Origin of the sequence: Pseudomonas sp. SGAir0191, from assembly GCF_002812565.2 — a bacterium.
Lineage (GTDB): Bacteria > Pseudomonadota > Gammaproteobacteria > Pseudomonadales > Pseudomonadaceae > Aquipseudomonas > Aquipseudomonas parafulva_B.
In genome coordinates this window covers 1332257-1353805 of record NZ_CP025035.2, presented here as the reverse complement: position 1 = coordinate 1353805, position 21549 = coordinate 1332257, and the positions used below count along the sequence as shown (strand labels likewise).

23 protein-coding genes and 1 tRNA gene are annotated in these 21549 nt (G+C 59.2%); 8 read left to right on the top strand and 16 right to left on the bottom strand.

Annotated features, from left to right (window positions below):
• Window positions 1-780 precede the first annotated feature (780 nt).
• Window positions 781-1059, top strand: a complete 279-nt coding sequence (locus CWR53_RS06150; protein WP_100851043.1) for a DUF3077 domain-containing protein — start codon at window positions 781-783, stop codon at window positions 1057-1059.
• Between the two features lie 572 nt (window positions 1060-1631).
• Here the strand turns inward: CWR53_RS06150 and CWR53_RS06145 are convergent.
• From CWR53_RS06145 to CWR53_RS06135, 3 genes are all read right to left on the bottom strand, one after another.
• Complete coding sequence (locus CWR53_RS06145) at window positions 1632-2636, bottom strand: DNA cytosine methyltransferase (RefSeq protein WP_258313212.1); 1005 nt, start codon at window positions 2634-2636, stop codon at window positions 1632-1634.
• Between the two features lie 101 nt (window positions 2637-2737).
• The gene (locus CWR53_RS06140) at window positions 2738-3472 is read right to left on the bottom strand and encodes an MAE_28990/MAE_18760 family HEPN-like nuclease (protein WP_100851042.1); all 735 of its coding nucleotides are present in this window, start codon (window positions 3470-3472) and stop codon (window positions 2738-2740) included.
• 3 nt (window positions 3473-3475) lie between these two features.
• Window positions 3476-4549 carry a DUF262 domain-containing protein gene (locus tag CWR53_RS06135; protein WP_100851041.1) on the bottom strand — a complete coding sequence of 358 codons (1074 nt, stop codon included), beginning with the start codon at window positions 4547-4549 and terminating at the stop codon, window positions 3476-3478.
• 209 nt (window positions 4550-4758) lie between these two features.
• Between CWR53_RS06135 and CWR53_RS06130 the strand changes: the two genes are divergently transcribed.
• Complete coding sequence (locus CWR53_RS06130) at window positions 4759-5004, top strand: hypothetical protein (RefSeq protein ID WP_138031808.1); 246 nt, start codon at window positions 4759-4761, stop codon at window positions 5002-5004.
• Here CWR53_RS06130 and CWR53_RS06125 read toward each other — a convergent pair.
• The 5 genes from CWR53_RS06125 to dapA form a co-directional block, all read right to left on the bottom strand.
• Window positions 4983-5072 (bottom strand) — tRNA-Ser (locus CWR53_RS06125). The two genes, CWR53_RS06130 and CWR53_RS06125, sit on opposite strands and share 22 nt — an antisense overlap.
• Before the next feature lie 92 nt (window positions 5073-5164).
• Window positions 5165-5875: a phosphoribosylaminoimidazolesuccinocarboxamide synthase gene (gene purC / locus CWR53_RS06120; RefSeq protein WP_016498342.1), complete on the bottom strand. Its 711-nt coding sequence runs from the start codon at window positions 5873-5875 to the stop codon at window positions 5165-5167.
• 29 nt (window positions 5876-5904) lie between these two features.
• The gene (locus CWR53_RS06115; RefSeq protein ID WP_058604297.1) at window positions 5905-6663 is read right to left on the bottom strand and encodes an MBL fold metallo-hydrolase; all 759 of its coding nucleotides are present in this window, start codon (window positions 6661-6663) and stop codon (window positions 5905-5907) included.
• Window positions 6664-7785 (bottom strand): outer membrane protein assembly factor BamC, encoded by a 1122-nt coding sequence (gene bamC, locus CWR53_RS06110; protein WP_100851040.1) that lies wholly within the window; start codon window positions 7783-7785, stop codon window positions 6664-6666.
• Between the two features lie 15 nt (window positions 7786-7800).
• Window positions 7801-8688: a 4-hydroxy-tetrahydrodipicolinate synthase gene (gene dapA, locus CWR53_RS06105; protein WP_100851039.1), complete on the bottom strand. Its 888-nt coding sequence runs from the start codon at window positions 8686-8688 to the stop codon at window positions 7801-7803.
• Between the two features lie 259 nt (window positions 8689-8947).
• On the opposite strand from dapA, the gene CWR53_RS06100 reads away from it, so the two are divergent.
• Entirely contained in the window at window positions 8948-9508 is a 561-nt protein-coding gene (locus CWR53_RS06100) for a glycine cleavage system protein R (RefSeq protein WP_023536329.1), read from the top strand.
• 10 nt (window positions 9509-9518) lie between these two features.
• Window positions 9519-9992, top strand: coding sequence for a peroxiredoxin (locus tag CWR53_RS06095; protein WP_058638492.1), 474 nt, complete (start codon window positions 9519-9521; stop codon window positions 9990-9992).
• Window positions 9993-10034: 42 nt separating this feature from the next.
• On the opposite strand, the gene CWR53_RS06090 is transcribed toward CWR53_RS06095, so the two are convergent.
• Both CWR53_RS06090 and CWR53_RS06085 read right to left on the bottom strand, forming a co-directional pair.
• Complete coding sequence (locus tag CWR53_RS06090) at window positions 10035-11105, bottom strand: AI-2E family transporter (protein WP_058604301.1); 1071 nt, start codon at window positions 11103-11105, stop codon at window positions 10035-10037.
• An 18-nt stretch (window positions 11106-11123) separates the two neighbouring features.
• Entirely contained in the window at window positions 11124-11363 is a 240-nt protein-coding gene (locus CWR53_RS06085) for a sulfurtransferase TusA family protein (RefSeq protein ID WP_023536286.1), read from the bottom strand.
• A gap of 121 nt (window positions 11364-11484) precedes the next feature.
• On the opposite strand from CWR53_RS06085, the gene CWR53_RS06080 reads away from it, so the two are divergent.
• The gene (locus CWR53_RS06080) at window positions 11485-12921 is read left to right on the top strand and encodes a M48 family metalloprotease (RefSeq protein WP_100851038.1); all 1437 of its coding nucleotides are present in this window, start codon (window positions 11485-11487) and stop codon (window positions 12919-12921) included.
• A 248-nt stretch (window positions 12922-13169) separates the two neighbouring features.
• Here the strand turns inward: CWR53_RS06080 and nadA are convergent, their stop codons facing one another.
• The 3 genes from nadA to CWR53_RS06065 all read right to left on the bottom strand — a co-directional run bounded on the left by nadA (window position 13170) and on the right by CWR53_RS06065 (window position 16316).
• Window positions 13170-14228, bottom strand: a complete 1059-nt coding sequence (gene nadA, locus CWR53_RS06075) for a quinolinate synthase NadA (RefSeq protein ID WP_058604303.1) — start codon at window positions 14226-14228, stop codon at window positions 13170-13172.
• 225 nt (window positions 14229-14453) lie between these two features.
• Window positions 14454-15965 (bottom strand): YdgA family protein, encoded by a 1512-nt coding sequence (locus CWR53_RS06070; RefSeq protein ID WP_100851037.1) that lies wholly within the window; start codon window positions 15963-15965, stop codon window positions 14454-14456.
• A gap of 66 nt (window positions 15966-16031) precedes the next feature.
• Entirely contained in the window at window positions 16032-16316 is a 285-nt protein-coding gene (locus tag CWR53_RS06065; protein WP_058604305.1) for a hypothetical protein, read from the bottom strand.
• An 80-nt stretch (window positions 16317-16396) separates the two neighbouring features.
• On the opposite strand from CWR53_RS06065, the gene CWR53_RS06060 reads away from it, so the two are divergent.
• Both CWR53_RS06060 and CWR53_RS06055 read left to right on the top strand, forming a co-directional pair.
• Window positions 16397-17752 carry an APC family permease gene (locus tag CWR53_RS06060; protein WP_058604306.1) on the top strand — a complete coding sequence of 452 codons (1356 nt, stop codon included), beginning with the start codon at window positions 16397-16399 and terminating at the stop codon, window positions 17750-17752.
• A 12-nt stretch (window positions 17753-17764) separates the two neighbouring features.
• Window positions 17765-18724, top strand: coding sequence for a cation diffusion facilitator family transporter (locus tag CWR53_RS06055; protein WP_058604307.1), 960 nt, complete (start codon window positions 17765-17767; stop codon window positions 18722-18724).
• A gap of 10 nt (window positions 18725-18734) precedes the next feature.
• On the opposite strand, the gene CWR53_RS06050 is transcribed toward CWR53_RS06055, so the two are convergent.
• A complete protein-coding gene (locus CWR53_RS06050) occupies window positions 18735-19520 on the bottom strand; it encodes an EAL domain-containing protein (protein ID WP_058604308.1) in 786 nt (261 codons plus the stop codon).
• A 225-nt stretch (window positions 19521-19745) separates the two neighbouring features.
• On the opposite strand from CWR53_RS06050, the gene CWR53_RS06045 reads away from it, so the two are divergent.
• Entirely contained in the window at window positions 19746-20519 is a 774-nt protein-coding gene (locus tag CWR53_RS06045; protein ID WP_258313211.1) for an alpha/beta fold hydrolase, read from the top strand.
• Window positions 20520-20585: 66 nt separating this feature from the next.
• Here CWR53_RS06045 and CWR53_RS06040 read toward each other — a convergent pair whose 3' ends face one another.
• Both CWR53_RS06040 and CWR53_RS06035 read right to left on the bottom strand, forming a co-directional pair.
• A complete protein-coding gene (locus CWR53_RS06040) occupies window positions 20586-20963 on the bottom strand; it encodes a hypothetical protein (protein ID WP_100851035.1) in 378 nt (125 codons plus the stop codon).
• A gap of 22 nt (window positions 20964-20985) precedes the next feature.
• Window positions 20986-21549, bottom strand: a complete 564-nt coding sequence (locus tag CWR53_RS06035; protein WP_100851034.1) for a hypothetical protein — start codon at window positions 21547-21549, stop codon at window positions 20986-20988.

The window sequence follows — 21549 nt, the reverse complement described above, 5'->3', positions numbered from 1 at the left end:
TGTCAGGAAGCGTTCATCGCCCGGCGCGCGTAGTCATTACGGCGTGTTGTTCGGGCGTGAGTGGCGAACAGAGGCCGGCATTGTAGCGCAGGTGGTGAATGGCAGATCAAGACAAAATGTTGCGGAGGGCTGAGCGGCAGGGGATCGCCTTGATGGGTACTTTTGAGTCTCCGAACTCAGATTAATCCCCTTACTTGTAGGCCGTTTCCGAAACATACTGCCCCGCTGCTCAAACGGTTGCGACGGGGCAGGTCACGTTCTAGTCTCGGCGGGTCGTTGCAGATCAACGACCGGCTTTGACAGGCCGACCACCCAAGTTTCCGTTACAGCGCTTTATGGCGGCTGTGCATGGGGCACCTTTGTGTGCGCCGGGGTCTCGGGTGACCGGTCTGTCAACCCATGCATAGCTGCCTCCACTCGTTTGACAGCGTTGCCAGGCAGCTCCACTCGCCCGAGGAGCTCACATGCGCAAGATTGTGCCCGATCCACCCTACTTCCTAGATTCCGGTCAGAAGATGATGCATCTGTCTCTCGCCATGCCTTGTCGCCCACCTGCGTCGTATCCGTTTACCACGATTAGCACGCCCGGTTGAGGGTGCCATAGGCTATCGCTCTCGGAATGGCGCTGATGCAAGGCAGGTTGTTGTGGCGCTGGAGCCCCTCACACCCAGGGCGCAGATTCCGACCGCATCCTGCTTATGAAGTTAGAAAATTGAGCCTGCGCGCGGATCTCGCAAAGCAGGCTTTCTTTGCTTACCTAGGCGAATGGGGAGTAGACCGATGCCAACAGAGGACAAAAAAGAACCCACCACCGTCGGCAAGACCTGTTTTCATCAGGGCCATGACAACACACACTCGCTGTTTCGCATCGAGCCTGGCATACCCTGCCAAGATGCCAGGGAGCAGGCGTCCGAATTGATGGGGTATGTATGCCACATGGTGATCAAAGGGCTGATGGAAGGCGACCAGCAATTGCTGTGGGCTTCGCATTATCTGGGCGCGATGGCTAAGGCACTATTGGATGATGCGGAGTTGGGAATGATGGATGAGGCGTCGTAGGGATTACTGTTAGCGTGTTGAGGGCCTTATCGATCGCCGTTACTTCGTAGCCCACTGGATCATAAGCCGGGAAGCAGGTGATGACCTGCCACTGATATTCAGTAGCGACTTTTGAAAGACCGAGGGCCGTGCAAATGCCGGCCCCGCCACAATTGAAAATTAACCAACATCAAATATCATCAAACTCAGAAATATCTAGCCACGACTCAGAAACCCATAACAGGGCCACCAGGCTGAAACAAAGAACTCAGCGAAAAATCACCCCTCCACCATGAAAAACGCTTTCATGAAAACCCAGAGGAAATTGTAGCATTAGAGCAGATTGACAAAGCTTGAGCATTGCGCGGGAGCCATTAGGAATTTTATCAACATGTTAAAACCAAAAAGCCCAACCAGTACTGATGCAGGACTTGGTATTGCACATCCAAACCCGCATTGGACACATGCAAACCCTAAAACCGGCGGAGCAATAAATCTCTACCGGAGGAAGCGGGATCAATATTGAAAAATAAATATAACCTATCTAGGCTTCCGAACCAAAGTTGAAAGCGGCAAACCGAAGCTCTAGCCATCTAAATCTGCCCAGACTGTTTTATATTTAATCTTTCGCCATATCCAGCATAGAGCGAGGCATGATTCATTAGGGTTTTGGCAATGACCTCTCCCAGCCTTACAGGAACAGCGTTCCCAATGAGCCTACCAAGTTTATTAAACCTGACAGGAGTACCAGGTTGTGAAAATTCATAGTCTGCGGGAAAGGTCTGAAGCATCGCCGCCTCCCGCAATGAGATGGCTCGATTCTGTACCGGATGTCCAAATCTACCGTTTCCGTAGCCGAAGCACTGTGTAGTAATTGTGGGGCCTGGCTTATCCCATTCCATACGACCATATACGCTAGGGTAAGTTGCCCCAGAGGTTTTTCTATGGCACGCAGCCTGCAATGACTCTGGCCAGTCCCTCCACGTTCCACCTGGTACTGATGCGGCTATTCTTTGGAGATTGAGGTCACTCAGCGATGATGAGTAGTGAAGAACATCGTCTGGATCTCGACTACCTGCTGATATTGCAGGGAGCTCTCCGATCATATCCCTAACTGTGACGGGGGTGACATGTGTCGGTTCTAGCTTCAGACCTTCCGCTCCCATACGAGACGCGAGCAACACAAGACGTTTTCGGGTTTGAGGAATGCCATATAACGTACAGTCCACAACTTCCCACCATGTATGATAGCCAATCAAACTTTTCACAAAGTCTTGAAAAACTTTGTGATCGGCTAATTGTGGAACATTCTCCATCGCCACCAAATCGGGTTTTAACTCGTCTACCAGCCTCCCGAAAGCTAGAGCCAAAGGCCACTGCTCCTCATGCTGACGATTCCGACCACTACGGCTGTATTTTGAGAATGGCTGACATGGAGCACAACCTGCCAACAGAGTTACAGGCGCATCTGCATAAAATTCTTCTAGTTCAGTCCCCTGTAGTGCACTGACATCACGCTCTAAAAAAATTGCTGAATTATTCTTTTCGAACGGATAGCGGCTATTTGGGTCAATATCAACTCCAGCGGAGACTTTCACCCCACCTCTGATTAACCCACACGTCAAACCACCAACCCCACAAAATAGGTCAATCCCGGTTATGTCAGGGGCTCGGAAGGGTTTAATGTCAACTGACTGATTCAAGCTGGACGTCGCTCAGGCTTAAGGAACTCATAACGCTCAACGTACCCCCCAAAGCATAGAATCACTTCTCTAAGGTAGTTTGCAGTCTTATCTTTTAAATCGATGAGACGCGCAACCGTTTCGGTATCTGCGCTCTCCGTAAATGAAATCGAGCCATGCGCTAATTTATTTCGAAGCTTTTTTACTAGCCCCAACGGACCGAGGTCGTCCCTAAACTTACGCTTCACATCACTATAAATTGGCTGACTCACGTTCAACTGGAAACCTAATCGAGTCGCCATAGCCTCGATCTCGGTATCGTCCCAATTGCCGCCGCCCCCCTTTTCGATGGAAAACTCAGTAAGCGGTGCCGCTGTCACCAGCACATCGCATAGCGCTAACGCGTGGTTTAAACGATGCTCCGGCGTCAGCTCTACGTGCGTTCTGGCCGTCAACCGAATCCACTCTCTAAAGAGAGTCTGACTAAGATCATTTGGACGCCAGGTGCCATCCTTGAAGGCACTCCGCGCGATAAAGTCTATGCACCTAGTCATCGTAGACTCGACGAGATTGTAAAGCTGTAAATAGACTCCTGCGTAAAGCATTTTCTGCTGCTGGACGTTTATCGCGTGCTCAGTACCTGAGAGCTTTGGTGGGCCCGCCTGCATGCTAACCTCCAGAAGCTTGAGAAAATCCAAGTACTCTTCGACCTCCCCAAGTCGCTCAGCAAACGCTTCACTCAGTTCTTCCATGACTCAGTTTTCCAGCAGCAATTGATGTACAAAGTTGATTCGCTCCCTCAGTCGGGCTACGGCATTCGCACCATCAGAACCGGTTACAGCCTTGAATTCAGGGCTATCGAGCCAGTCCTGAACCTGTATATTCTGCTTGCCTTCTAAGGCAGGAACTTCACGCAATGCCAACATAGCTCCTATTGAAATCGCTTCAAACCGAGCTCTTGGTGTAGCCTTCGCGGTGCGAGTTTTTCTGAAACCAAAAGGAAACACACGATCAACGAATGCCATCACGCGCCGGAACTCATTTCGATACGCGGGTATCAGAGCTGGGTCAGCAGCGACGCGCTCATTCATACTCTTAACGTAATCGAAGAGAAATTCTGAAGGCCGATCTCGATACCCCTGCAACCCATCTCCGTAAGCGAAAAACCGTGTAACTAAATCCTCGCGGCCTCTTTCTTTCGCATCTTTATCGGACACCGGGGCAAGTCTGGCGAACTGAGGGTCATTTGCAAGTTCGATGATCAAGGTCATAAAATCACCCGCTAGTGCTCCTCTTCGGACCTCAGCTTGATTGGCGATTTTACTACCCGTATTGATCCGCTCAAACAAATCAAAGCGGGCCTGCTCATCCGCATGTTCGTTCAGCACGATCCCACGAATCGACCTGTTATTAACCTTACGCTGACGCGACTCAGGTAATTCTGAAAATGTAAAATTTGAGAGCTTCGTTAGACTCTCAAGCTCCCCCAATCGCAGGTCTCCATGAACGAACTCTTCAAGGGTTCTGAGCCTTTGCGAGCCATCAACGATCTCAAGTCTGCCGTCCGGCATTTCCCAGAAGAAAAGAAAAGGAATCGGAAGCCCCAAAAGCAAGGACTCTATAAATCGCGATTTACGATCCGCCTCCCACGTAAAACTACGCTGGTAGGAAGGGACCACAAATTCTCGATTTTTTACCTTGGATGCCAATAGCTCCACGGAGTATTCCGTCAGATAAAATTCGATTCGCTTGGATAGTTCAACAATCTGAGCTTCAGCGCTCGCAATTTCATCTTTGGTTTTCTCAGGATGCTGTTTGGGAGGTCTCATGCTTTTGGGTTCTCTATTGGTTAGCGCCCTGAACGCTTTAAACGAGCGATGTACGTTGAGGTGATGGTAGACAGCTTGACCTGAACGATATCATAAGATCATCCTCGAATTACGGATAGCAACGCCTGCAGCCCATGGAAACCACTTGAGGGATTGCTCAACGGCCAGGCAACCCTTGGGAGCAATGGCAGCTAGCACGAGCCCGATGAATGCTCGCACGCGAACTAGCTCTAAGATCAGTAGCGCGCGCATATACTCGAATCGACCCGCATTGGCGGTTTGACTCCTATCCACCAAAAAAGCAAAAAACCCGCGCCATGCAATGCATGATGCGGGTTAGCGGGATCAGATCGGGGTTGAAAAATTCGCCCCTCTACAAATCCTATGAAAAGAAACGCTGGAAATCTCAAGCGATTGATTTCATGAAAAATAATGGCGGAGAGATAGGGATTTGAACCCTAGGTACTGTTGCCAGTACAACGGATTTCGAATCCGTCCCGTTCGACCACTCCGGCATCTCTCCAATGCCGCGCATCATACCAGCGAATTCTGAAAACGCAAACCTTTATTTTCAAAAAAACCGCGTGGTATCAGGCGCTTGCGTGTGCGGGCGCCTTACAGCGGCACGCCCAGACGCTTGGCAACTTCTTCGTAGGCTTCGATCACATCGCCCAGGCCCTGACGGAAGCGGTCCTTGTCCATCTTCTTGCGGGTTTCCTTGTCCCACAGGCGGCAGCCGTCGGGGCTGAACTCGTCGCCCAGCACGATCTGGCCGTGGAAGACACCGAACTCCAGCTTGAAGTCGACCAGCAGCAGGCCGGCGTCGTCGAACAGCTTGGTCAGCACCTCGTTGACCTTGAGCGACAGCTTCTTCATTTCGACCAGTTGCTCGGCGGTGCCCCAGCCGAAGGCGACAACGTGGGATTCGTTGATGAAGGGGTCGCCCTTCTCGTCGTTTTTCAGGAACAGCTCGAAGGTGGACGGCTCCAGCTTGATGCCCTCCTCCACGCCCAAGCGCTTGACCAGGCTGCCGGCTGCGTAGTTACGCACGACGCATTCGACCGGGATCATGTCCAGCTTCTTGACCAGGCACTCGTTGTCGCCCAGCAGTTTGTCGAACTGGGTCGGCACGCCGGCTTCTTCGAGCTTCTGCATGATGAAGGCGTTGAACTTGTTGTTCACCGTGCCCTTGCGGTCCAGCTGCTCGATGCGCTTGCCGTCGAAAGCCGACGTGTCGTTGCGAAACAGCAGGATCAAGCGGTCGGCGTCATCGGTCTTGTAAACCGATTTGGCCTTGCCGCGGTAGAGTTCGTCGCGTTTTTCCATGATTGGGCTCCGCTTGCGTGAGGGGTGGGCTAGGCGATGGCGCGCCAGTCGAGCCCGTGTTCCTGATTTGCCACCTCAAGCCAGTCAGGGTCGCACCCAAGGGTGTCGACGAAGCACTGGCGGGCCAGGTGTGGCAGGTTGTTCTTGCTGCTGAGGTGGGCCAGCACCAGATACTGCAGGGTATTCCAGCCCAGCTCATGTACCAGGCTCGCGGCCTGGTGGTTGTTCAAATGCCCGCGCATGCCGCCGACCCGCTGCTTGAGAAAGTAGGGGTAGTGACCACGCGCCAGCATGTCGCGGCAATGATTCGCTTCGATCAACAGCGCATCCAGGTCGCGATAGCCGTCCAGCAGCCGCGCGTCGTACGAGCCCAGGTCCGTCAGCATGCCGAAACGGCGTGTGCCGTCGCTGACCACGTATTGCAACGGTTCGTGGGCATCGTGCTCTACGCGCGATGCCGTAACCTCCAGGCTGCCGACGCTCAGGCGCTGGCCGCAAGCCAGGAAACCGGCCACTTCCACCGGCTTTCGCAGCCCGCGCAAAGTGCCCTGGCTCAGGTAGACCGGTACATTGTAGCGCCGCGACAGCAGGCCGACCCCATGCACGTGGTCGGCGTGCTCGTGGGTGACCAGCACGGCGCTCAGCTGAGCTGCCGACACACCGAGCAGCGCCAGGCGCCGCTCGGTCTCGCGCAGGGAAAAGCCGCAATCGACCAGGATGTAGGTATCACCACTGGCGATCAGCGTGCCGTTTCCCTGGCTACCGCTTCCAAGTACGGCGAAGCGCACTTAACCCAGGTGGTCCTGAATGGCGCTCAGCACACGGCGAGCGACATCGGCCGGAGCCACGGTGTTGATGTTCTTCTCGACCGTGACCTGCACGTTCTCACCCACTTTGCTCAGGCGTACCTGATAGCGCTCGGCACGGGCTTCGCGCTCTTCCTTGGTGGGCTCGCTGCCGAACACACGGCCGAAGAAGCCAGGCTTGTTCTCTTTGTCTTCGGGTTTTTCGGACAAGTTGATGTAGTACAGGCCCAGGCTGCGGTTGATGTCCTCGACCCGCCACTGGCCACCCTGCTCCAGGGCACGGCCCACACTGGACCAGGCGCGATCCAGGTCGGCGCCCACGTTCAGGACCGGGTTGCCGCTGCCGTCTTCGCTCAGGCTGACGCGGTTCGGCACATCGAAATCACGTTCGGCCAGCAGCGACACCGAACCGCCCTTCTCGGCGCTGCGGTTCATGCTGGCGAGCAGCTCGTCGACCAGCAGTGCGTCGGCGCCGGTGTTGGTGGCGCTGGACGGGAAGTCAGGTTCGGCGCTGCTGCCAGCCGGACGCTCGACGGTGACCACGTACACCTCGGAGGTGTTGCGCTGCACGCCGGGTTCCATGCGCACACGCACGCGCACTTCGCTGTCGTTGCTGCTGGCCGTGCTGGCCAGGCGCTGACCCAGGGAGGCCGAGAGTTCGTCGAAACGCTGCCAGGTGGTGCTGAATTCACCCGTCTGCGGGCGCTCCTCAGCAATACGGAAGCCGTTGTCCTCGAAGAACTGACGCGCCACCGGCCAGACTTCAGCCGGGGCGTGCTGGGCCAGTACCCAACGGCTGCTGCCACTGCGCTGCAGGCTGTAGTCGTTGGCCTGGCCCGCACCGCCAGTCAGTGGCTGCGGACGCGGCACTTCGTACTCGCCGCTGACGTTGTCGTCGGCAACATTGCGCGGGATGGGCAGCAGGGGGTCGAGGCGCTTGACGCCGCTGACGTCCGAAGGCAACTGCATGGGCGCGGTCGAGTGCGCCTGCAGGTAATCGCTGCCGCGGTCGCGGAAATAACCATCCTCGCCCCACAGCCAGCCGCACCCACTGGTGCTGGAGATGATCAGGGCAAGGGCAGAAAGGCCAGCCAGTCGCTTCATGCAGGGTACTTCCTCTTAAACCAGTACGCCGGACTGGCGCAGGGCAGTACGGACTTTGTCGTGGCAGCCTTCGCTAAGCCAGGTCAGTGGCAGGCGAATGCCTTTTTTCATCAGGCCCATCTCGACCAGCGCCCATTTGACGGGGATCGGGTTGGACTCGCAGAACAGGTCTTTGTGCAGGGGCATGAGCGTGTCGTTGATTGCGCGGGCCTTCTCGGCATTGCCCTCAAGGGCGGCCTCGCACAGGTCGGCCATTTGCCGCGGGGCGACGTTGGCCGTGACGGAGATGTTGCCCTTGCCGCCCATCAGGATCAGCTCGACGGCGGTTGGATCGTCACCGGACAGCACGATGAAGTCGCTGGCAACGCCCTCGATGATGGCCTTGGCGCGGGCCATGTCACCGGTGGCTTCCTTGATGCCGATGATGTTGGGCACCGTCGAGAGGCGGATGACGGTTTCGGCCTGCATGTCGCAGGAAGTGCGGCCTGGCACGTTGTACAGGATCTGCGGGATATCGACCGACTCGGCAACGTGCTTGAAGTGCTGGTACAGGCCTTCCTGGGTCGGCTTGTTGTAGTACGGCACGACCAGCAGGCAGGCATCGGCGCCGGCATTCTTGGCGTTCTGGGTCAGGTGCACGGCTTCGGCAGTGGAGTTGGCACCGGTGCCGGCGATGACCGGGATCGGGCTCTTGCTGCGCTTGACGCGCTCGACCACATGCTTGATGACCAGGATGTGCTCTTCGACATCCAGCGTGGCGGACTCACCGGTGGTGCCGACGGCGACGATGGCGTGGGTGCCGTTTTCCAGGTGGAAGTCTACAAGTTTGTCGAGGCTGCCCCAGTCAACACGCCCTTGTGCATCCATGGGAGTGACCAGTGCCACCATACTGCCCGCAATCATGTATCTGCTCCTGCCGGAAAAAGAGAGCGGTAATGGTACTGGGGGCATCGGCCTTGCACAAGCGAAGCAGGCGGGCGGAGCATTCCCCTCGGCGCCTTATTTCGCTACCCTTGATGCTTTGATCGGTGCAGCACGGCCCGCCGGGCCGTAGACCCTGCTCCCGGCCAGTACCCCGGTCCTCGCCTGCGAGTGCCGAGCGCTGCCTACAGGAGGCTTTCGCCCGTCCTGCACCGACCGCTCATCGCTTTAGGAATGCTGCATGTCCACCCCCACTGTCCGCGAACAATTCCTCGTCATCAGCGCCTTGGGGCCCAACCCCATGGAGCTGGCCAATGTACTGAGCCGCGCTGCCTTCGAAAACCGCTGCGCGGTGGTCACCTCGCGCCTGAGCCGCCATGGCGAGACCAGCGCACTGGTTTTGCAGGTCGGCGGCAGCTGGGATGCCCTGGCGCGCCTTGAGGCCATGCTCCCCGGCCTTGGCAAGAAGCACGGCCTGACCCTTGACGTGGTGCGCAGCGCCGACCAGGAAGTACGCCCGCAGGCCCTGCCCTACGTGGCCTATGTCAGCGCCGCCTACCGGCCTGACATCATCAACGAGCTGTGCCAGTTCTTCCTTGACCACCGTGTCGAGCTCGAAGCCATGACCTGCGACACCTACCTGGCACCGCAGACTGGCAGCAGCATGCTCAACGCCCAGTTCACGGTGATCCTGCCGGCCGGCACCCAGATCAGTTGGCTGCGCGACCAGTTCCTGGATTTTGCCGACGCGCTGAACCTCGATGCCCTGATCGAGCCCTGGCGCCCACAAAACCCTGTCTGAGGAGGTTCCCATGGCCGTTGCACTCGATCAACCTGTCCCCGACTTCACCGCCCAGGCCACCAGTGGGCAGACGGTCAGCCTGTCCGCGCTCAAGGGCCGCCAGGTGGTGGTGTACTTTTATCCGAAGGACAGCACGCCGGGCTGCACCACCCAAGGCCAAGGCTTTCGCGATCAGCATGGCGCCTTCGAAGCCGCCAATACCGTGGTGCTTGGCGTCTCGCGCGACGGCATGAAGTCCCACGAGAACTTCAAGGCCAAGCAGGGCTTCCCGTTCGAGTTGATCAGCGACAAGGACGAGGCCCTGTGCCAGCTGTTCGATGTGATCAAGCTGAAAAAACTGTACGGCAAGGAATACCTGGGCGTGGATCGCAGCACCTTCCTGATCGATAAGGAGGGCGTGTTGCGCCAAGCGTGGCGGGGGGTGAAAGTGCCTGGCCATGTGGATGCCGTACTGGCAGCGGCCCAGGCCCTTAACGAGGCCTGATCGGATCAGGCTGCGTCGGTCATCGGCGCAGCCCCATGGCTATCAGAGCAAGGGCGATACACTGGGCTCCTGACGCGGCCAGGCGTCCAGCACGGCCTTGATCAGGGTCGCCAACGGAATGGCGAAGAAGATGCCCCAGAACCCCCACAGCCCACCGAACAGCAAGACCGCGCAGATGATCGCAACCGGATGCAGGCTGACGGCCTCGGAGAACAGCAGCGGCACCAGCACGTTGCCATCGAGCGCCTGGATGATCGCGTAGACCGTCATCAGGTAGATGAACTGGTCTCCCCATCCCCATTGAAACAACGCGATCAATGTCACCGGCACGGTAACCACCACCGCCCCCACATAGGGCACGACCACCGATAGCCCGACCAACAGTGCCAGCAACGCGGCGTAGTTCAGGCCCAGGGCGATGAACGCGATGTAGGTGGCGATGCCACAGATCAGAATTTCGATGCCCTTGCCCCGGATGTAGTTGGCGATCTGCCGGTTCATCTCGCTGCCCACACGGTTGAGCAAGGTGCGCTGACGCGGCAGGTAGCCACTGACCCAGCGGCCGATCAGCTCGCGGTCCTTGAGGAAGAAGAACACCAGGATCGGCACCAGCACCAGGTAGATCATGGCGTTGACCAGCAGCGGCAGGCTCGACAGGGAGAAGGTCAGGGCCCATTGCCCGAACTTGCCGATTTCGCCACGGACCGACTCGATGGCATGCAGCACCTGCTCGTCCGACACCAGGTGCGGGTAGCGCTCTGGCAGCAGGAGCAGCAATGACTGCCATTTGCCAAGCATGCCCGGTAGCTCGTTGAACAGGGTGATCAGCTGGTGCCACAGCAGCGGCACCAGCACCAGCATGAACACCGCCAGCGCGCCCATGAACAAGGCAAATACCAGCATGACCGCCAGTCTCGAAGGCACATGCAGGCGCTCCAGGGCGTTGACCAACCCCTGCATGAGAAACGCCAGCACCATGCCGGCCAACACTGGCGCCAGCATCCCGCCCAGCGTGAGCACCGCCGTAAACGCCAGAAACAGCAAGACCGCCAGCACCACCGCTTCTTCATCGGAGAAGTAGCGCTGGACCCAGTCGCGTAGCACTTTGAACATGAACGATCCTTGTAGGATTCAGGCCTTGCGCAGCCAGTAGGTGTAGGTACCGGCCTCGGCCGTTTCGTGCAACAGGCTATGACCGGCCAATTTGGCGAAGGTGCGAAGGTCGCGTTGGGAGCCTGCGTCGGTCGCGATGACCTTGAGCACGGCACCACTGGCCAGGCCATTGAGCGCCATCTTGGCCTTGAGCAGCGGTAACGGGCAGTTCAGCCCGCTGGCATCGAGTTCGGCGTCACAGGTCAGGGGGGTGCTCATCAACGGGGCTCTCCAGGGCAATGCCGGCCTACGGCCTGATCGGCCGCCTAGGATAGCGCCACTGGTCGCCAACGTGTGAGCCCGCTACAGTAGCAATCTTTGACCGACGCGAGCTTCGTGCATGAATCTACTGCGCCCTACCCTGCTGACGCTGGCCTGCCTGATGGCCCTGCCTGGCCATGCTGACGACTTGCCGTCGCTGGGTGACGCCAGTTCGGCGATCGTTTCGCCACAGCAGGAACATCAGCTTGGCCGCGCCTGGCTGAGCCTGCTGCGCGGCCAGGTCAACCAACTCAACGACCCGCAGCTCAAGGACTACGTGGAGACCAGCGTGTACCGCCTGGCCGAAACCAGCCAGCTGCAGGATCGTCGCCTGGAGTTCATCCTGATCGACAGCCGCGAACTCAACGCGTTTGCAGCGCCAGGCGGCATCGTGGGTGTCAACGGCGGGTTGTTCCTCAATGCGCAGACCGAAGGCGAGTACGCGTCGGTGCTGGCGCACGAACTGGCGCACTTGTCCCAACGGCACTTTGCCCGGGGCATCGAGGCCCAGCAGCGCATGCAGTTGCCGATGATGGCAGCGTTGCTCACCGGTATCGTGCTGGCGGCCGGTGGCGCCGGTGATGCCGGCATCGGCATGATTGCCGGCACCCAGGCGGCGGCGATTCAGGAACAGCGCAGGTTCTCCCGGCAAAACGAACAGGAAGCCGACCGCATCGGCATCCAGAACCTGGAAAAGGCCGGCTACGATCCGCGCAACATGCCGACCATGTTCGAACGCCTGGCGCGTCAGTACCGTTATGACGCCAAGCCGCCGGAATTTCTGTTGACGCACCCGGTAACCGAGTCGCGGATCGCCGACACCCGCAACCGGGCCGAGCAGGCGCCAAAAGGCGGTGTGGAAGACAGCCTGCGCTATCAGCTGATCCGCGCCCGGGTAGCGCTGACGTATGAAGGTACGCCGGGGCTTGCGGCCAAGCGTTTTCGCGCCCAGCTCGACGAAGACCCCAAATTCGATGCGGCGCGTTACGGGTTGGCGCTGGCGCAGATCAAGGGCGGTCAGCTCAACGAAGCACGGGAGATGCTCAAGCCGCTGCTAGCCAAGGCGCCCAACGACATTACCTACAACCTGGCGCAGATCGACCTGGATATCACCAACAATCGCCTGGCCGATGCACAGCAGCGGGCCGAGCGCATGCAGGGGCTGTACCCGGGTAACTACCCGCTCAAGCAAGTGCGCGCCGACCTGCTGGTCAAGCAGAACAAGCCTGCCGAGGCGGAGAAGGTGTTGAACGATCTGATCAAGAGCCGCCCGGATGATCCGGACGTCTGGTACGACATGGCCGAGGTGCGCGGGCTGTCGGGCAATACCATCGGCCTGCACCGGGCGCGGGCGGAATACTTCACCTTGGTGGGGGACTTTGATCAGGCCATTCAGCAGCTCGACTATGCCAAGCGCCGCGCCGGGGGGAATTTCCCGCTGGCGTCGCAGATCGACCAACGCCAGCGAGAGGTTCTGGAGCAGCAGCGCATGGTGCGGGAGATGATGGGGCGCTGAGGCGTTTCAGGGTCTGGGGCGGGACCGTTTCCAATGTTGAACAACATGCCTGAGCGGTCTCGCCGGGGCGCCGGACCGGCCGCGCCGGTCTGTGATGCGGGGCTGACATCTTGGGGCTGCTGCGCAGCCCATCGCGGCGCGAGGCCGCTCCTACACGGAGATTCTCTAGCTCACCGATTCGGCGCAATGTAGGAGCGTCATCTGCCTCGGGCATGGCACCAGGACCTGCATTTCAGCCAGCGCTTACCTCACGCGTTCCCGGAAAGCTTCAACCTGGCCGCCTGGGTGAAATCCAGCATCCGGTTCAGCGGTTTGATGGCCTTGGGCACCAGGGCTGGGTCGACGAAGATCTCGTCCCCGCCACTGCGCAGGCAATGCAGCACGCGCTCCAGGGTGTTCATGGCCATCCACGGGCAGTGGGCACAGCTGCGGCAGGCCGCGCCGTTGCCGGCAGTGGGCGCCTCGATGAAGACCTTGTCGGGGCACAGCTGCTGCATCTTGTAGAAGATGCCGCGGTCGGTGGCGACGATAAAGGTCTTGTTCGGCAGCGTCTGGGCAGCCTTGATCAACTGGCTGGTGGAACCCACGGCATCGGCCAGGTCGATCACCGACTCCGGCGACTCGGGATGGACCAGCACCGCGGCGTCCGGGTACAGGGCCTTCATGTCGGCGAGCTGACGCGACTTGAACTCCTCATGAACGATGCAGGCACCGTCCCACAGCAGCATGTCGGCACCGGTCTGCTTCTGGATGTAGCGACCCAGGTGCTGATCGGGGCCCCAGATGATGGTCTCGCCGTTGTCCATGAGGCTTTCGACGATCTCCAGCGCGCAGCTGGAGGTGACCACCCAATCGGCCCGTGCCTTCACGGCAGCGGAGGTGTTGGCGTAAACCACCACGGTACGCTCGGGGTGCTGATCGCAGAAGGCAGAGAATTCTTCGATGGGGCAACCCAGGTCAAGCGAACAGGTCGCTTCGAGCGTGGGCATCAATACGCGCTTGTGAGGGGTGAGAATCTTGGCGGTTTCACCCATGAAGCGCACGCCGGCCACGATCACCGTCTCGGCCGGGTGCTGCTTGCCAAAGCGGGCCATTTCCAGCGAGTCGGACACACAGCCGCCGGTTTCCTCCGCCAGGGCCTGGATGACTGGGTCGCAGTAGTAATGGGCAACCAGCACGGCATTCTGCGCCTTGAGCTCGGCAGCGATGGCCGCACGGTATTCGGCCTGCTGCTCGTCCGTCAGCGGGTTGGGCTGCTTGGCGTCGAGGTGAGCCTGTACCAACAGGCGTTCGGAAATCTGGGTCATGATCGCTGGACCTGCAAGCGCGTGCGCGCATCAAATCGAGTGTATCACCCGGCCCTGGCAGATCGGCTAAGGGCGCCGGACGGCGCAAGCCGCCACGGCCCTCTGCGGGCACGGATTATTATGGAGGCCGAAGGCTACAGAGAAACCCAAGATTTCTAAAGCGGTTTTTATCCAGCCATTACCCGCCCTCGTACCAGCGGCTCAAGGGCAGGTAAAGCCGGGCACTCAGCGTTGCGGCGAGAGCATTGCCAGCCGTGTATTGACGAACGCGGCAAAGGCTTCGAGCGTCATTTTCTGGCCATTGAAATCGACCATGCCATCGGCGTAGTGCAACGAGCTGATCACCTTATCGCCATCCACCGTGGCCAGGCCGCTTTGCACGGCCATCAAGCCGACCATCTCCCCCGCCTGGCCAGACTGCATGGCGATGGCCTGGGCATCGGTCTGACCGTCGAGCAGGGCTTGCAAGGTAGCCAGATCCCCTAGCATCGGCTTGGACAAGGACAGCTTGCTGGTAACCTGCGTCACCATCTGCTTCAACGCCTGATCTTGTGGCAAGTCGAAGGAAGACGGCGCGTCGAAGTCCATGGCCAGGTTGAAGTGGCTCTCGCCATTGGCGGTCTTGAGGCTCAAATCTTCGAGCGCCACCTTGGGTTTTGCGGCCAGCAGCGTGCGCAGGTCTCCCTGGAACTTGGCCTTTTCAGCTTCGGTCATGTTGATCTGTGGCGCCGATTGCCCGGCAGCCGCCGCTGCCTCGAACTCAGGCAAATGCACCGCATACCAGTTACTCAACGCCTGCAGCGCGGGCGCATGAATGGACTTGAAGCCGACGATCATCTGGGCCTTGCCGACCGCTCGCCCATCCCAGGTGATGTCCCCAAGTTTGTATTCGACACGCCCGCCAAAGGTGTCGGGACCTTCGAGGCTTTGCAGGGTACTGAGCTCTCCCCCCTTGATGACCAGCGCCTGCTGCCTGGGCCCGAGGGTAACCTTTGTCTCGGCCAGATACAGGTCAGCGTTGCCCGTGAACAGGTTGTCATGCGCAGTCGCCGCCAGCTTGCCACCCAACTTCAGCCCATTGAGCTCGAAGATGACGGGCGGTTGGTCTTCGCTCACCAGCTTCATCAGAAAGTGATCGGCTTCGCCATGGAAGCGCGAATCCTTGCCGTCGCGATCCCCGCTGACCCCAAGCTCCATACCCGAGAACGCCAGGCTGGTGCCGTTGGCATCGTCGAGCTTGACCGGCGCCAGGCGAACCTGGCTGTCGACACTGCCGCCGTACCCCATGCTGGTCTGGGCGCTGAACGGCACACGGTCCCCGGCTGCTGCGTACCAGGGCGCCGTGACATCGTCCTTGTCCAGCGTGGTGTTGCTCAGCGCCAACACTGGCAACAACCTGAGGGTCTTGACGCGAGACCATGGGAACGGGCCGTGCTCGATCTGATCGGTCACGCCCACGTCAAAATTCATGACCTGCTGGCTGCTGGCACGCACATCGCGAGCGACAACACGGTAGTGCGCCGTACTGCTGAACCAGCGCTGGTCCAGCGATACCAACTCGATGCGTACGCTGCCACCTGTGTTCACCAGCGACTTTTGCAGCTGCGCGTTGCTCAGGGCCAAGGCATGGTCCAGCTCACCCGGCAGTCGCTTGCCGGTGTACCAGGCGCCGCCAATGACCACTGCGGCAACGGCCACCGCTACGCCGGACAGGATTGCTACTGAAGTCTTCTTCATGAATAAAACCGATTGATGTCCATAAAGGCTCGCACATGGCCTGCGCAGCCAGGAAAATGCAGCATATCACCGAAGGCCAGGCAGGTTGGCGGCAGTTCCAGGCAGGAAATCGTGCAACCCGTTGCAGAGGCCCACTTCAAAGATGTCAATTTTTACGAACACGCTTATGGCCTTGGCAGTGAAAATAAAGACTACAGAGACGCTCGAATGCGTGAATTCCTCGATAAAAAGCGGGCCCTCGAAACACCTTGTCATGTTTAACTTGACACCCGAGACCCTATCGTTTTTTATTTTGATCACTTGCGTGATCCAGTCACGCCTCTGCTGCTCCAACATAAAGGTGAACAACATGGAGCCCACCCGCTCGCCGCTGCTGCTTGCGCCCTTCGCTGTGCCTGTCTTTCAAGCCCTCGCCTTGGAGCCACGCCAGCATGCAGCCTGAACCCTACGCACCCGGAGCTGGCCAACTGCGCAAGACTTTGCGTCTGTGGCATGTGATCATTATTGGCCTGGCGTACCTGACGCCGATGACCGTGTTCGATACCTTCGGCATCGTGTCGGGCATCACCGCAGGGCACGTGCCGAGCGCCTACATCCTGGCCCTTGCCGGCATCCTGTTCACGGCCGTCAGCTATGGCACCCTGGTCAAGCGCTTTCCTCAGTCGGGTTCGGCCTACACCTACACCCAGCGTGCCATCAATCCACACGTGGGTTTTCTGGTGGGCTGGTCCTCCTTACTGGACTACCTGTTGCTGCCCATGGTCAACGCCTTGCTGGCCAAGCTGTACCTGTCTGCCATGTTCCCCGAGGTGGCGCCGTGGGTCTGGGTCGTGGCCTTCGTGTCCCTGATCAGCCTGATCAACATGCGCAGCGTCAATCTGGTTGCGCATTTCAACCTGCTGTTCGTCGGCGTGCAGGTGGCGATCATCGCGGTGTTCATCTACCTGTGCATACGCGGCCTGGACCAGGGCGAAGGGCTGGGCACGGCATGGAGCCTGTTGCCCTTCGCCGACCAGCAGACCCACCTGAGCGCCCTGGCGGCAGGCGCAACCATTCTGTGCTTCTCATTCCTGGGTTTCGATGCGGTCACGTGCCTGTCCGAAGAAACGCGCGACCCGGCCAAAACCATACCGCGGGCCATTTTCCTCACGGCATTGATCGGCGGCGTTGTATTCATCACCGTTTCCTACTTCATCCAGGCCTATTTCCCCACCATGGCACGCTTTCACGATCAGGAAGCGGCGCTGCCGGAAATCGCCCTGTACGTGGGCGGCAAGCTGTTCCAGTCGGTCTTCATCGCCTGCACGGTAATCAACACCATCGCCTCGGGGCTGGCGTCGCAAACCAGCGTGTCGCGCCTGCTGTATGTCATGGGCCGTGACAAGGTCATACCCGCGAGCGTTTTTGCGCGGTTGCATTCGCGCTACAAGACACCCGTACTGAACATTGCCGTAGTAGGGGTGATTTCGCTGTCGGCCATCTTCTTCGACCTGGTCACCGCCACCTCCATCATCAACTTCGGTGCATTGGTAGCGTTCAGCTTCGTCAACTTGTCGGTGATCAATCACTGCTACCTGCGAGAGGGCAATCGCCGAGGGTTGGCCAACCAACTGAAGTACCTGGTACTGCCCACCACCGGCTTCTGTATCATCGTTTCGCTGTGGCTGGACCTGAACGTGCACTCGCTGTTGTTCGGCGGGATCTGGGCCACGCTGGGCCTGGTGTACCTGGCCTGGTTGACCAAGGCGTTCCGTGCGGCGCCGCCCAACTGTATCGCCGAGGGATAACGCGTACCGACCATGCACAGCTCAACCACAACCGGTTTCTTCGACATCACCACTGAGCAAGGCCTGCTGCGCACCTCGATCGCGGTCACGCTGTTCATCGCCAGTATCGGCATTGCCTTTGGCTTGGCGTCGGGCTCGTTTTCCATCGTGTTCGACGGCGTCTACTCGCTGGTCGATGCGAGCATGAGCGGGCTGTCGCTAATGGTGGTCAGGCTGATCACCTCCCATGCCAGCAGCCTGCAGATGTCGCGCAAACTGCGTGAGCGCTTCACCATGGGCTTCTGGCACCTGGAGCCGATGGTGCTGGCACTCAATGGCATCCTGCTCAGCGGGGTCGCCATCTATGCCCTGATCAACGCCGTGAGCAGCCTGCTGGAGGGTGGCCGTCACTTGGAGTTCGGTATCGCCATGGTCTATGCGGCGCTTACCGTTACCGCCTGCGTGACCATCGCGGTGATCGAGGGCAAGGCCAACCGCAAGCTGCGCTCGGATTTCGTCGCCATGGACGTCAAGGGCTGGGTGATGTCCGCCAGCATCACTGCGGCGCTGCTGATCGCCTTCTGCTTTGGCTATGCCGTGCAGGGTACATCGCTTGAATGGGTATCGCCCTACATCGACCCGGCGGTGCTGGCACTGGTCTGTCTGGTGATCGTGCCGCTGCCGATGTCGGTCGTTCGCCAGGCGTTGGCGGATATCTTTCTCGTCACGCCGGGCGATCTCAAGCAGCATGTGGATGTGGTTGCGCAGGCTTTCGTCGAACGCCATGGCCTGCAGTCCTACCGCGCCTATGTGGCCAAGGTGGGACGCTCACGGGAGATTGAGCTGTACTTCATCGTACCGCCGCAGATGGCGGCCAAGACCATTGAACAGTGGGATGCCTGGCGCAACGAGATCGGCGAGGCCATCGGCGGTGAAGGGCCCAACCGCTGGCTGACGGTGGTGTTTACCGGCGACCCCGAGTGGGCCGAATAGCCACCAGCACTCAGCCACGCAGGCGTTCGATCAGCGGCAGCGCTTCGATTTCAGGGCGGGCGAAATAGTAGCCTTGCATCAGCTCGATACCCAGGGCTGCCAACGCCTGGCACTCGGCTTCTGTTTCCACGCCTTCGGCGACCAGCAGAATGTCCAGCCGCTGCGCCACCAGCACGATGCCTGCCACGATCGCCTGGCGCACCGGGTCGGCCCCAAGGTTGCGTGTCAGCGCCATGTCCAGCTTCAGCAGGTCCGGTTGAAACTCGGCAAGCAGGTTCAAGCCCGAGTAGCCTGACCCGAAGTCGTCAATGGCCGTGGTAAAACCCTGCCTGTCATACTCGCGAAAGATGGACTTCAGGTGTTCGGTGTCCTCGACCCGTTCGCCTTCGGTCACTTCGAAGATCAGCCTGTCGGCCGGAAAATCGAACTGCCTGGAGGCCTCGAGCGTTGCACGAATACAGGTGGCGGGACGGTACACGGCGTTGGGCAGGAAGTTGATGCTGAGCTTGCAATCCTGCACCCGATTGAGCCCAAGCTCGGAGGCTTTTTCGATGGCCTTGACCCGGCAGGCCTGGTCGAAGCGATACAGGTTATCGGGTGTGACCTTGGCCAGCACCTGCGCAGCCCCCTCCCCCGCTACACCTCTGACCAGCGCCTCGTAGGCGTATGGTTTACCCGAAGGCTGGTGAACGATAGGTTGGAAGGCCATGGTGATGCCGAAGCCGAGGTCCGCCATCTCACGGCATTGCTTGCAACCCACAGCTTCGAAAGGCTGCGCAAAGATCAAATCGGCCATGATGTCTCCGGCAGCTTGATGAAGAGAAAGTAGCGCTGGAATAACACGATCGTTAGAACGTCAGGACAGCGTTGTTGGCACTTTGACAGCATGGTTGCCCAGAGGTGCGGTGGGCAAGGTAAAGAACAGACAAAAAGGCCTGGCAGCTCGGATTAATTGGGCTTGGGCGGGTAACTCGGTACACTGACGCCCGATACAACAGCTGACGACATGGACAACTTCGACATGACTGTCTTCAACCACCGGGGCGGCGATTACCTCACCGTCGGTGATGCACGCCTTTATTACGAACAACTGGGCGCACCAGACGCACCAGCGCTGGTCCTGCTGCATGGCGGCCTAGGACATATCGAAACCTTCAATGCCATTACCCCGCATTTGGCCCACCGCTGGCGCGTGATCGGCATCGATAGCCGCGGCCAGGGCATGTCTACCCTGGGCAGCGCACCACTTACCTATGAACGCATGCAGCACGACGTGGAGCGGGTGATCGAGCACCTGGCGCTTGAACGCGTCAGCCTGATCGGGCACAGCGATGGCGGAATCGTCGCGTTGCGCATGGCTGCCTCGCAGGCTGTGACGGTCGATAGGCTCGTCACCATCGGGGCTCACTGGGCGCTGGGAGAGAACGACCCTGCGCGGGTCCTCTACGAGGGTATTACCGCCGCGAAGTGGAGCGGCCTGTTTGCCGAAGATGTGGCTCGCTATGAGGCGATCAACCCGCAACCGGACTTTGCAAGGTTGCTGGAGGCCGTGCGGGGGATGTGGCTCGATGACAGCGAGCACGGTTATCCCGCAGCCAGCGTGGGTGGCATTACCGCGCCATTGCTGGTGGTGCGTGGCGATCGTGATCGCCTGGTTTCACGCGCCAATGCCCTGGAGCTGGTAGAGCAAGTGCCTGGGGCGCAGCTATTGAACCTGGCGCTGGTGGATCACTCACCTCATGAAACGCACCCGCAATGGCTGCTGCCTGTGGTGGAAGCTTTTTTGAGTCAGTGATGACGGGAGGCGAAAGCGGTCATCGCTTAACGCCCCTTTGCCCGGTACCTGCTTCCCACTACCGGGCTACGCCTTGGGCGCCATGTCGATGACCGCACAGCGACCATTGGCCCTGACTTTCTGCACCACGTGCGCCCTGTCGACAAAGACGTTGATTTCGCAACTGCCTGAATGCTCGACATCCTGCCAATACTCGCGGTGTACCAATTGGCCATTTTCAGGGCCGGTGTAGGTGCCCGCAGCCTCCCGGGAGATATACGTGCTGTCGCGCACGTACCTGAGCACCACCATGTCCTGATCAGGTGCCACCATGATGACCCTGGGCACACCGAAATAGTCGATCAGCTCACCGACTGGGCGGCCTTTCCATGCACTGGTTGCCTCAAGTGACGAGCAACCACCAAGCAGGACAGCCCCTAGGCAAAACACGAGCAGGCGGATCATGGCTTCTCTCCTTGGTGGCCAGTTACTTGGCAGGCATCTGTGTGAAGGCGTGGTCGATCTGCCTGATGATCTCGGCCCTGAGCGCTTCGCGGTTCAGTATCTCGAATAGCTGGGGGCCAGAGCGGCTCAGCTGCGAAGCTGACATCACGCCCAGGTGCTCCATCTTGAGGGCTTGGCGCTCAGCTGGCTTGCAGATGAAATCACGACTTTGCGCCAACCACGGTTGTTGATCACCCTGCCATTGATTGGAGAACTTGGCCTTGCGCAAGGTATTGGCCACACTGCTGAAGTCGAGCGCCCCCGTGACCCTTGCCCGCTTGTTCCTGCAATCGACTTCGACGTCGTAGACCGTGAAATCGGGCTTGCCGGGCTGCTGGTCAAACAGATAGACGCCCACGGATTTGGCGCCACCGGGGCGCTCGTAGATGTTACTGGGGTCGCCATCTGCAAGGTACACCTTGCTCTTGCCCAGGCTGGCTTGATGATGCACTACCCAGTAGTCGCCCTTTTGGGCAGTGTCCGCATGGATGGGTAAAGCACCCAACAGGAGTGCAAGCGACAGCAGTTGTTTCACTGGGGAGCGCAT

Excerpts from the sequence above, each read along its gene's own strand:
- CWR53_RS06085 (WP_023536286.1), bottom strand. The coding sequence starts at position 11,363 with ATGAGCACCCCCCTGACCTGTGACGCCGAACTCGATGCCAGCGGGCTG.
- CWR53_RS06080 (WP_100851038.1), top strand. The coding sequence starts at position 11,485 with ATGAATCTACTGCGCCCTACCCTGCTGACGCTGGCCTGCCTGATGGCC.
- CWR53_RS06045 (WP_258313211.1), top strand. The coding sequence starts at position 19,746 with ATGACTGTCTTCAACCACCGGGGCGGCGATTACCTCACCGTCGGTGAT.
- CWR53_RS06070 (WP_100851037.1), bottom strand. The coding sequence starts at position 15,965 with ATGAAGAAGACTTCAGTAGCAATCCTGTCCGGCGTAGCGGTGGCCGTT.
- CWR53_RS06055 (WP_058604307.1), top strand. The coding sequence starts at position 17,765 with ATGCACAGCTCAACCACAACCGGTTTCTTCGACATCACCACTGAGCAA.
- bamC (WP_100851040.1), bottom strand. The coding sequence starts at position 7,785 with ATGAAGCGACTGGCTGGCCTTTCTGCCCTTGCCCTGATCATCTCCAGC.
- CWR53_RS06130 (WP_138031808.1), top strand. The coding sequence starts at position 4,759 with ATGCTCGCACGCGAACTAGCTCTAAGATCAGTAGCGCGCGCATATACT.
- CWR53_RS06150 (WP_100851043.1), top strand. The coding sequence starts at position 781 with ATGCCAACAGAGGACAAAAAAGAACCCACCACCGTCGGCAAGACCTGT.
- dapA (WP_100851039.1), bottom strand. The coding sequence starts at position 8,688 with ATGATTGCGGGCAGTATGGTGGCACTGGTCACTCCCATGGATGCACAA.
- CWR53_RS06065 (WP_058604305.1), bottom strand. The coding sequence starts at position 16,316 with ATGTTGTTCACCTTTATGTTGGAGCAGCAGAGGCGTGACTGGATCACG.
- CWR53_RS06040 (WP_100851035.1), bottom strand. The coding sequence starts at position 20,963 with ATGATCCGCCTGCTCGTGTTTTGCCTAGGGGCTGTCCTGCTTGGTGGT.
- CWR53_RS06090 (WP_058604301.1), bottom strand. The coding sequence starts at position 11,105 with ATGTTCAAAGTGCTACGCGACTGGGTCCAGCGCTACTTCTCCGATGAA.
- CWR53_RS06135 (WP_100851041.1), bottom strand. The coding sequence starts at position 4,549 with ATGAGACCTCCCAAACAGCATCCTGAGAAAACCAAAGATGAAATTGCG.
- CWR53_RS06035 (WP_100851034.1), bottom strand. The coding sequence starts at position 21,549 with ATGCGCTCCCCAGTGAAACAACTGCTGTCGCTTGCACTCCTGTTGGGT.
- nadA (WP_058604303.1), bottom strand. The coding sequence starts at position 14,228 with ATGACCCAGATTTCCGAACGCCTGTTGGTACAGGCTCACCTCGACGCC.
- CWR53_RS06140 (WP_100851042.1), bottom strand. The coding sequence starts at position 3,472 with ATGGAAGAACTGAGTGAAGCGTTTGCTGAGCGACTTGGGGAGGTCGAA.
- CWR53_RS06060 (WP_058604306.1), top strand. The coding sequence starts at position 16,397 with ATGCAGCCTGAACCCTACGCACCCGGAGCTGGCCAACTGCGCAAGACT.
- CWR53_RS06095 (WP_058638492.1), top strand. The coding sequence starts at position 9,519 with ATGGCCGTTGCACTCGATCAACCTGTCCCCGACTTCACCGCCCAGGCC.
- purC (WP_016498342.1), bottom strand. The coding sequence starts at position 5,875 with ATGGAAAAACGCGACGAACTCTACCGCGGCAAGGCCAAATCGGTTTAC.
- CWR53_RS06100 (WP_023536329.1), top strand. The coding sequence starts at position 8,948 with ATGTCCACCCCCACTGTCCGCGAACAATTCCTCGTCATCAGCGCCTTG.
- CWR53_RS06050 (WP_058604308.1), bottom strand. The coding sequence starts at position 19,520 with ATGGCCGATTTGATCTTTGCGCAGCCTTTCGAAGCTGTGGGTTGCAAG.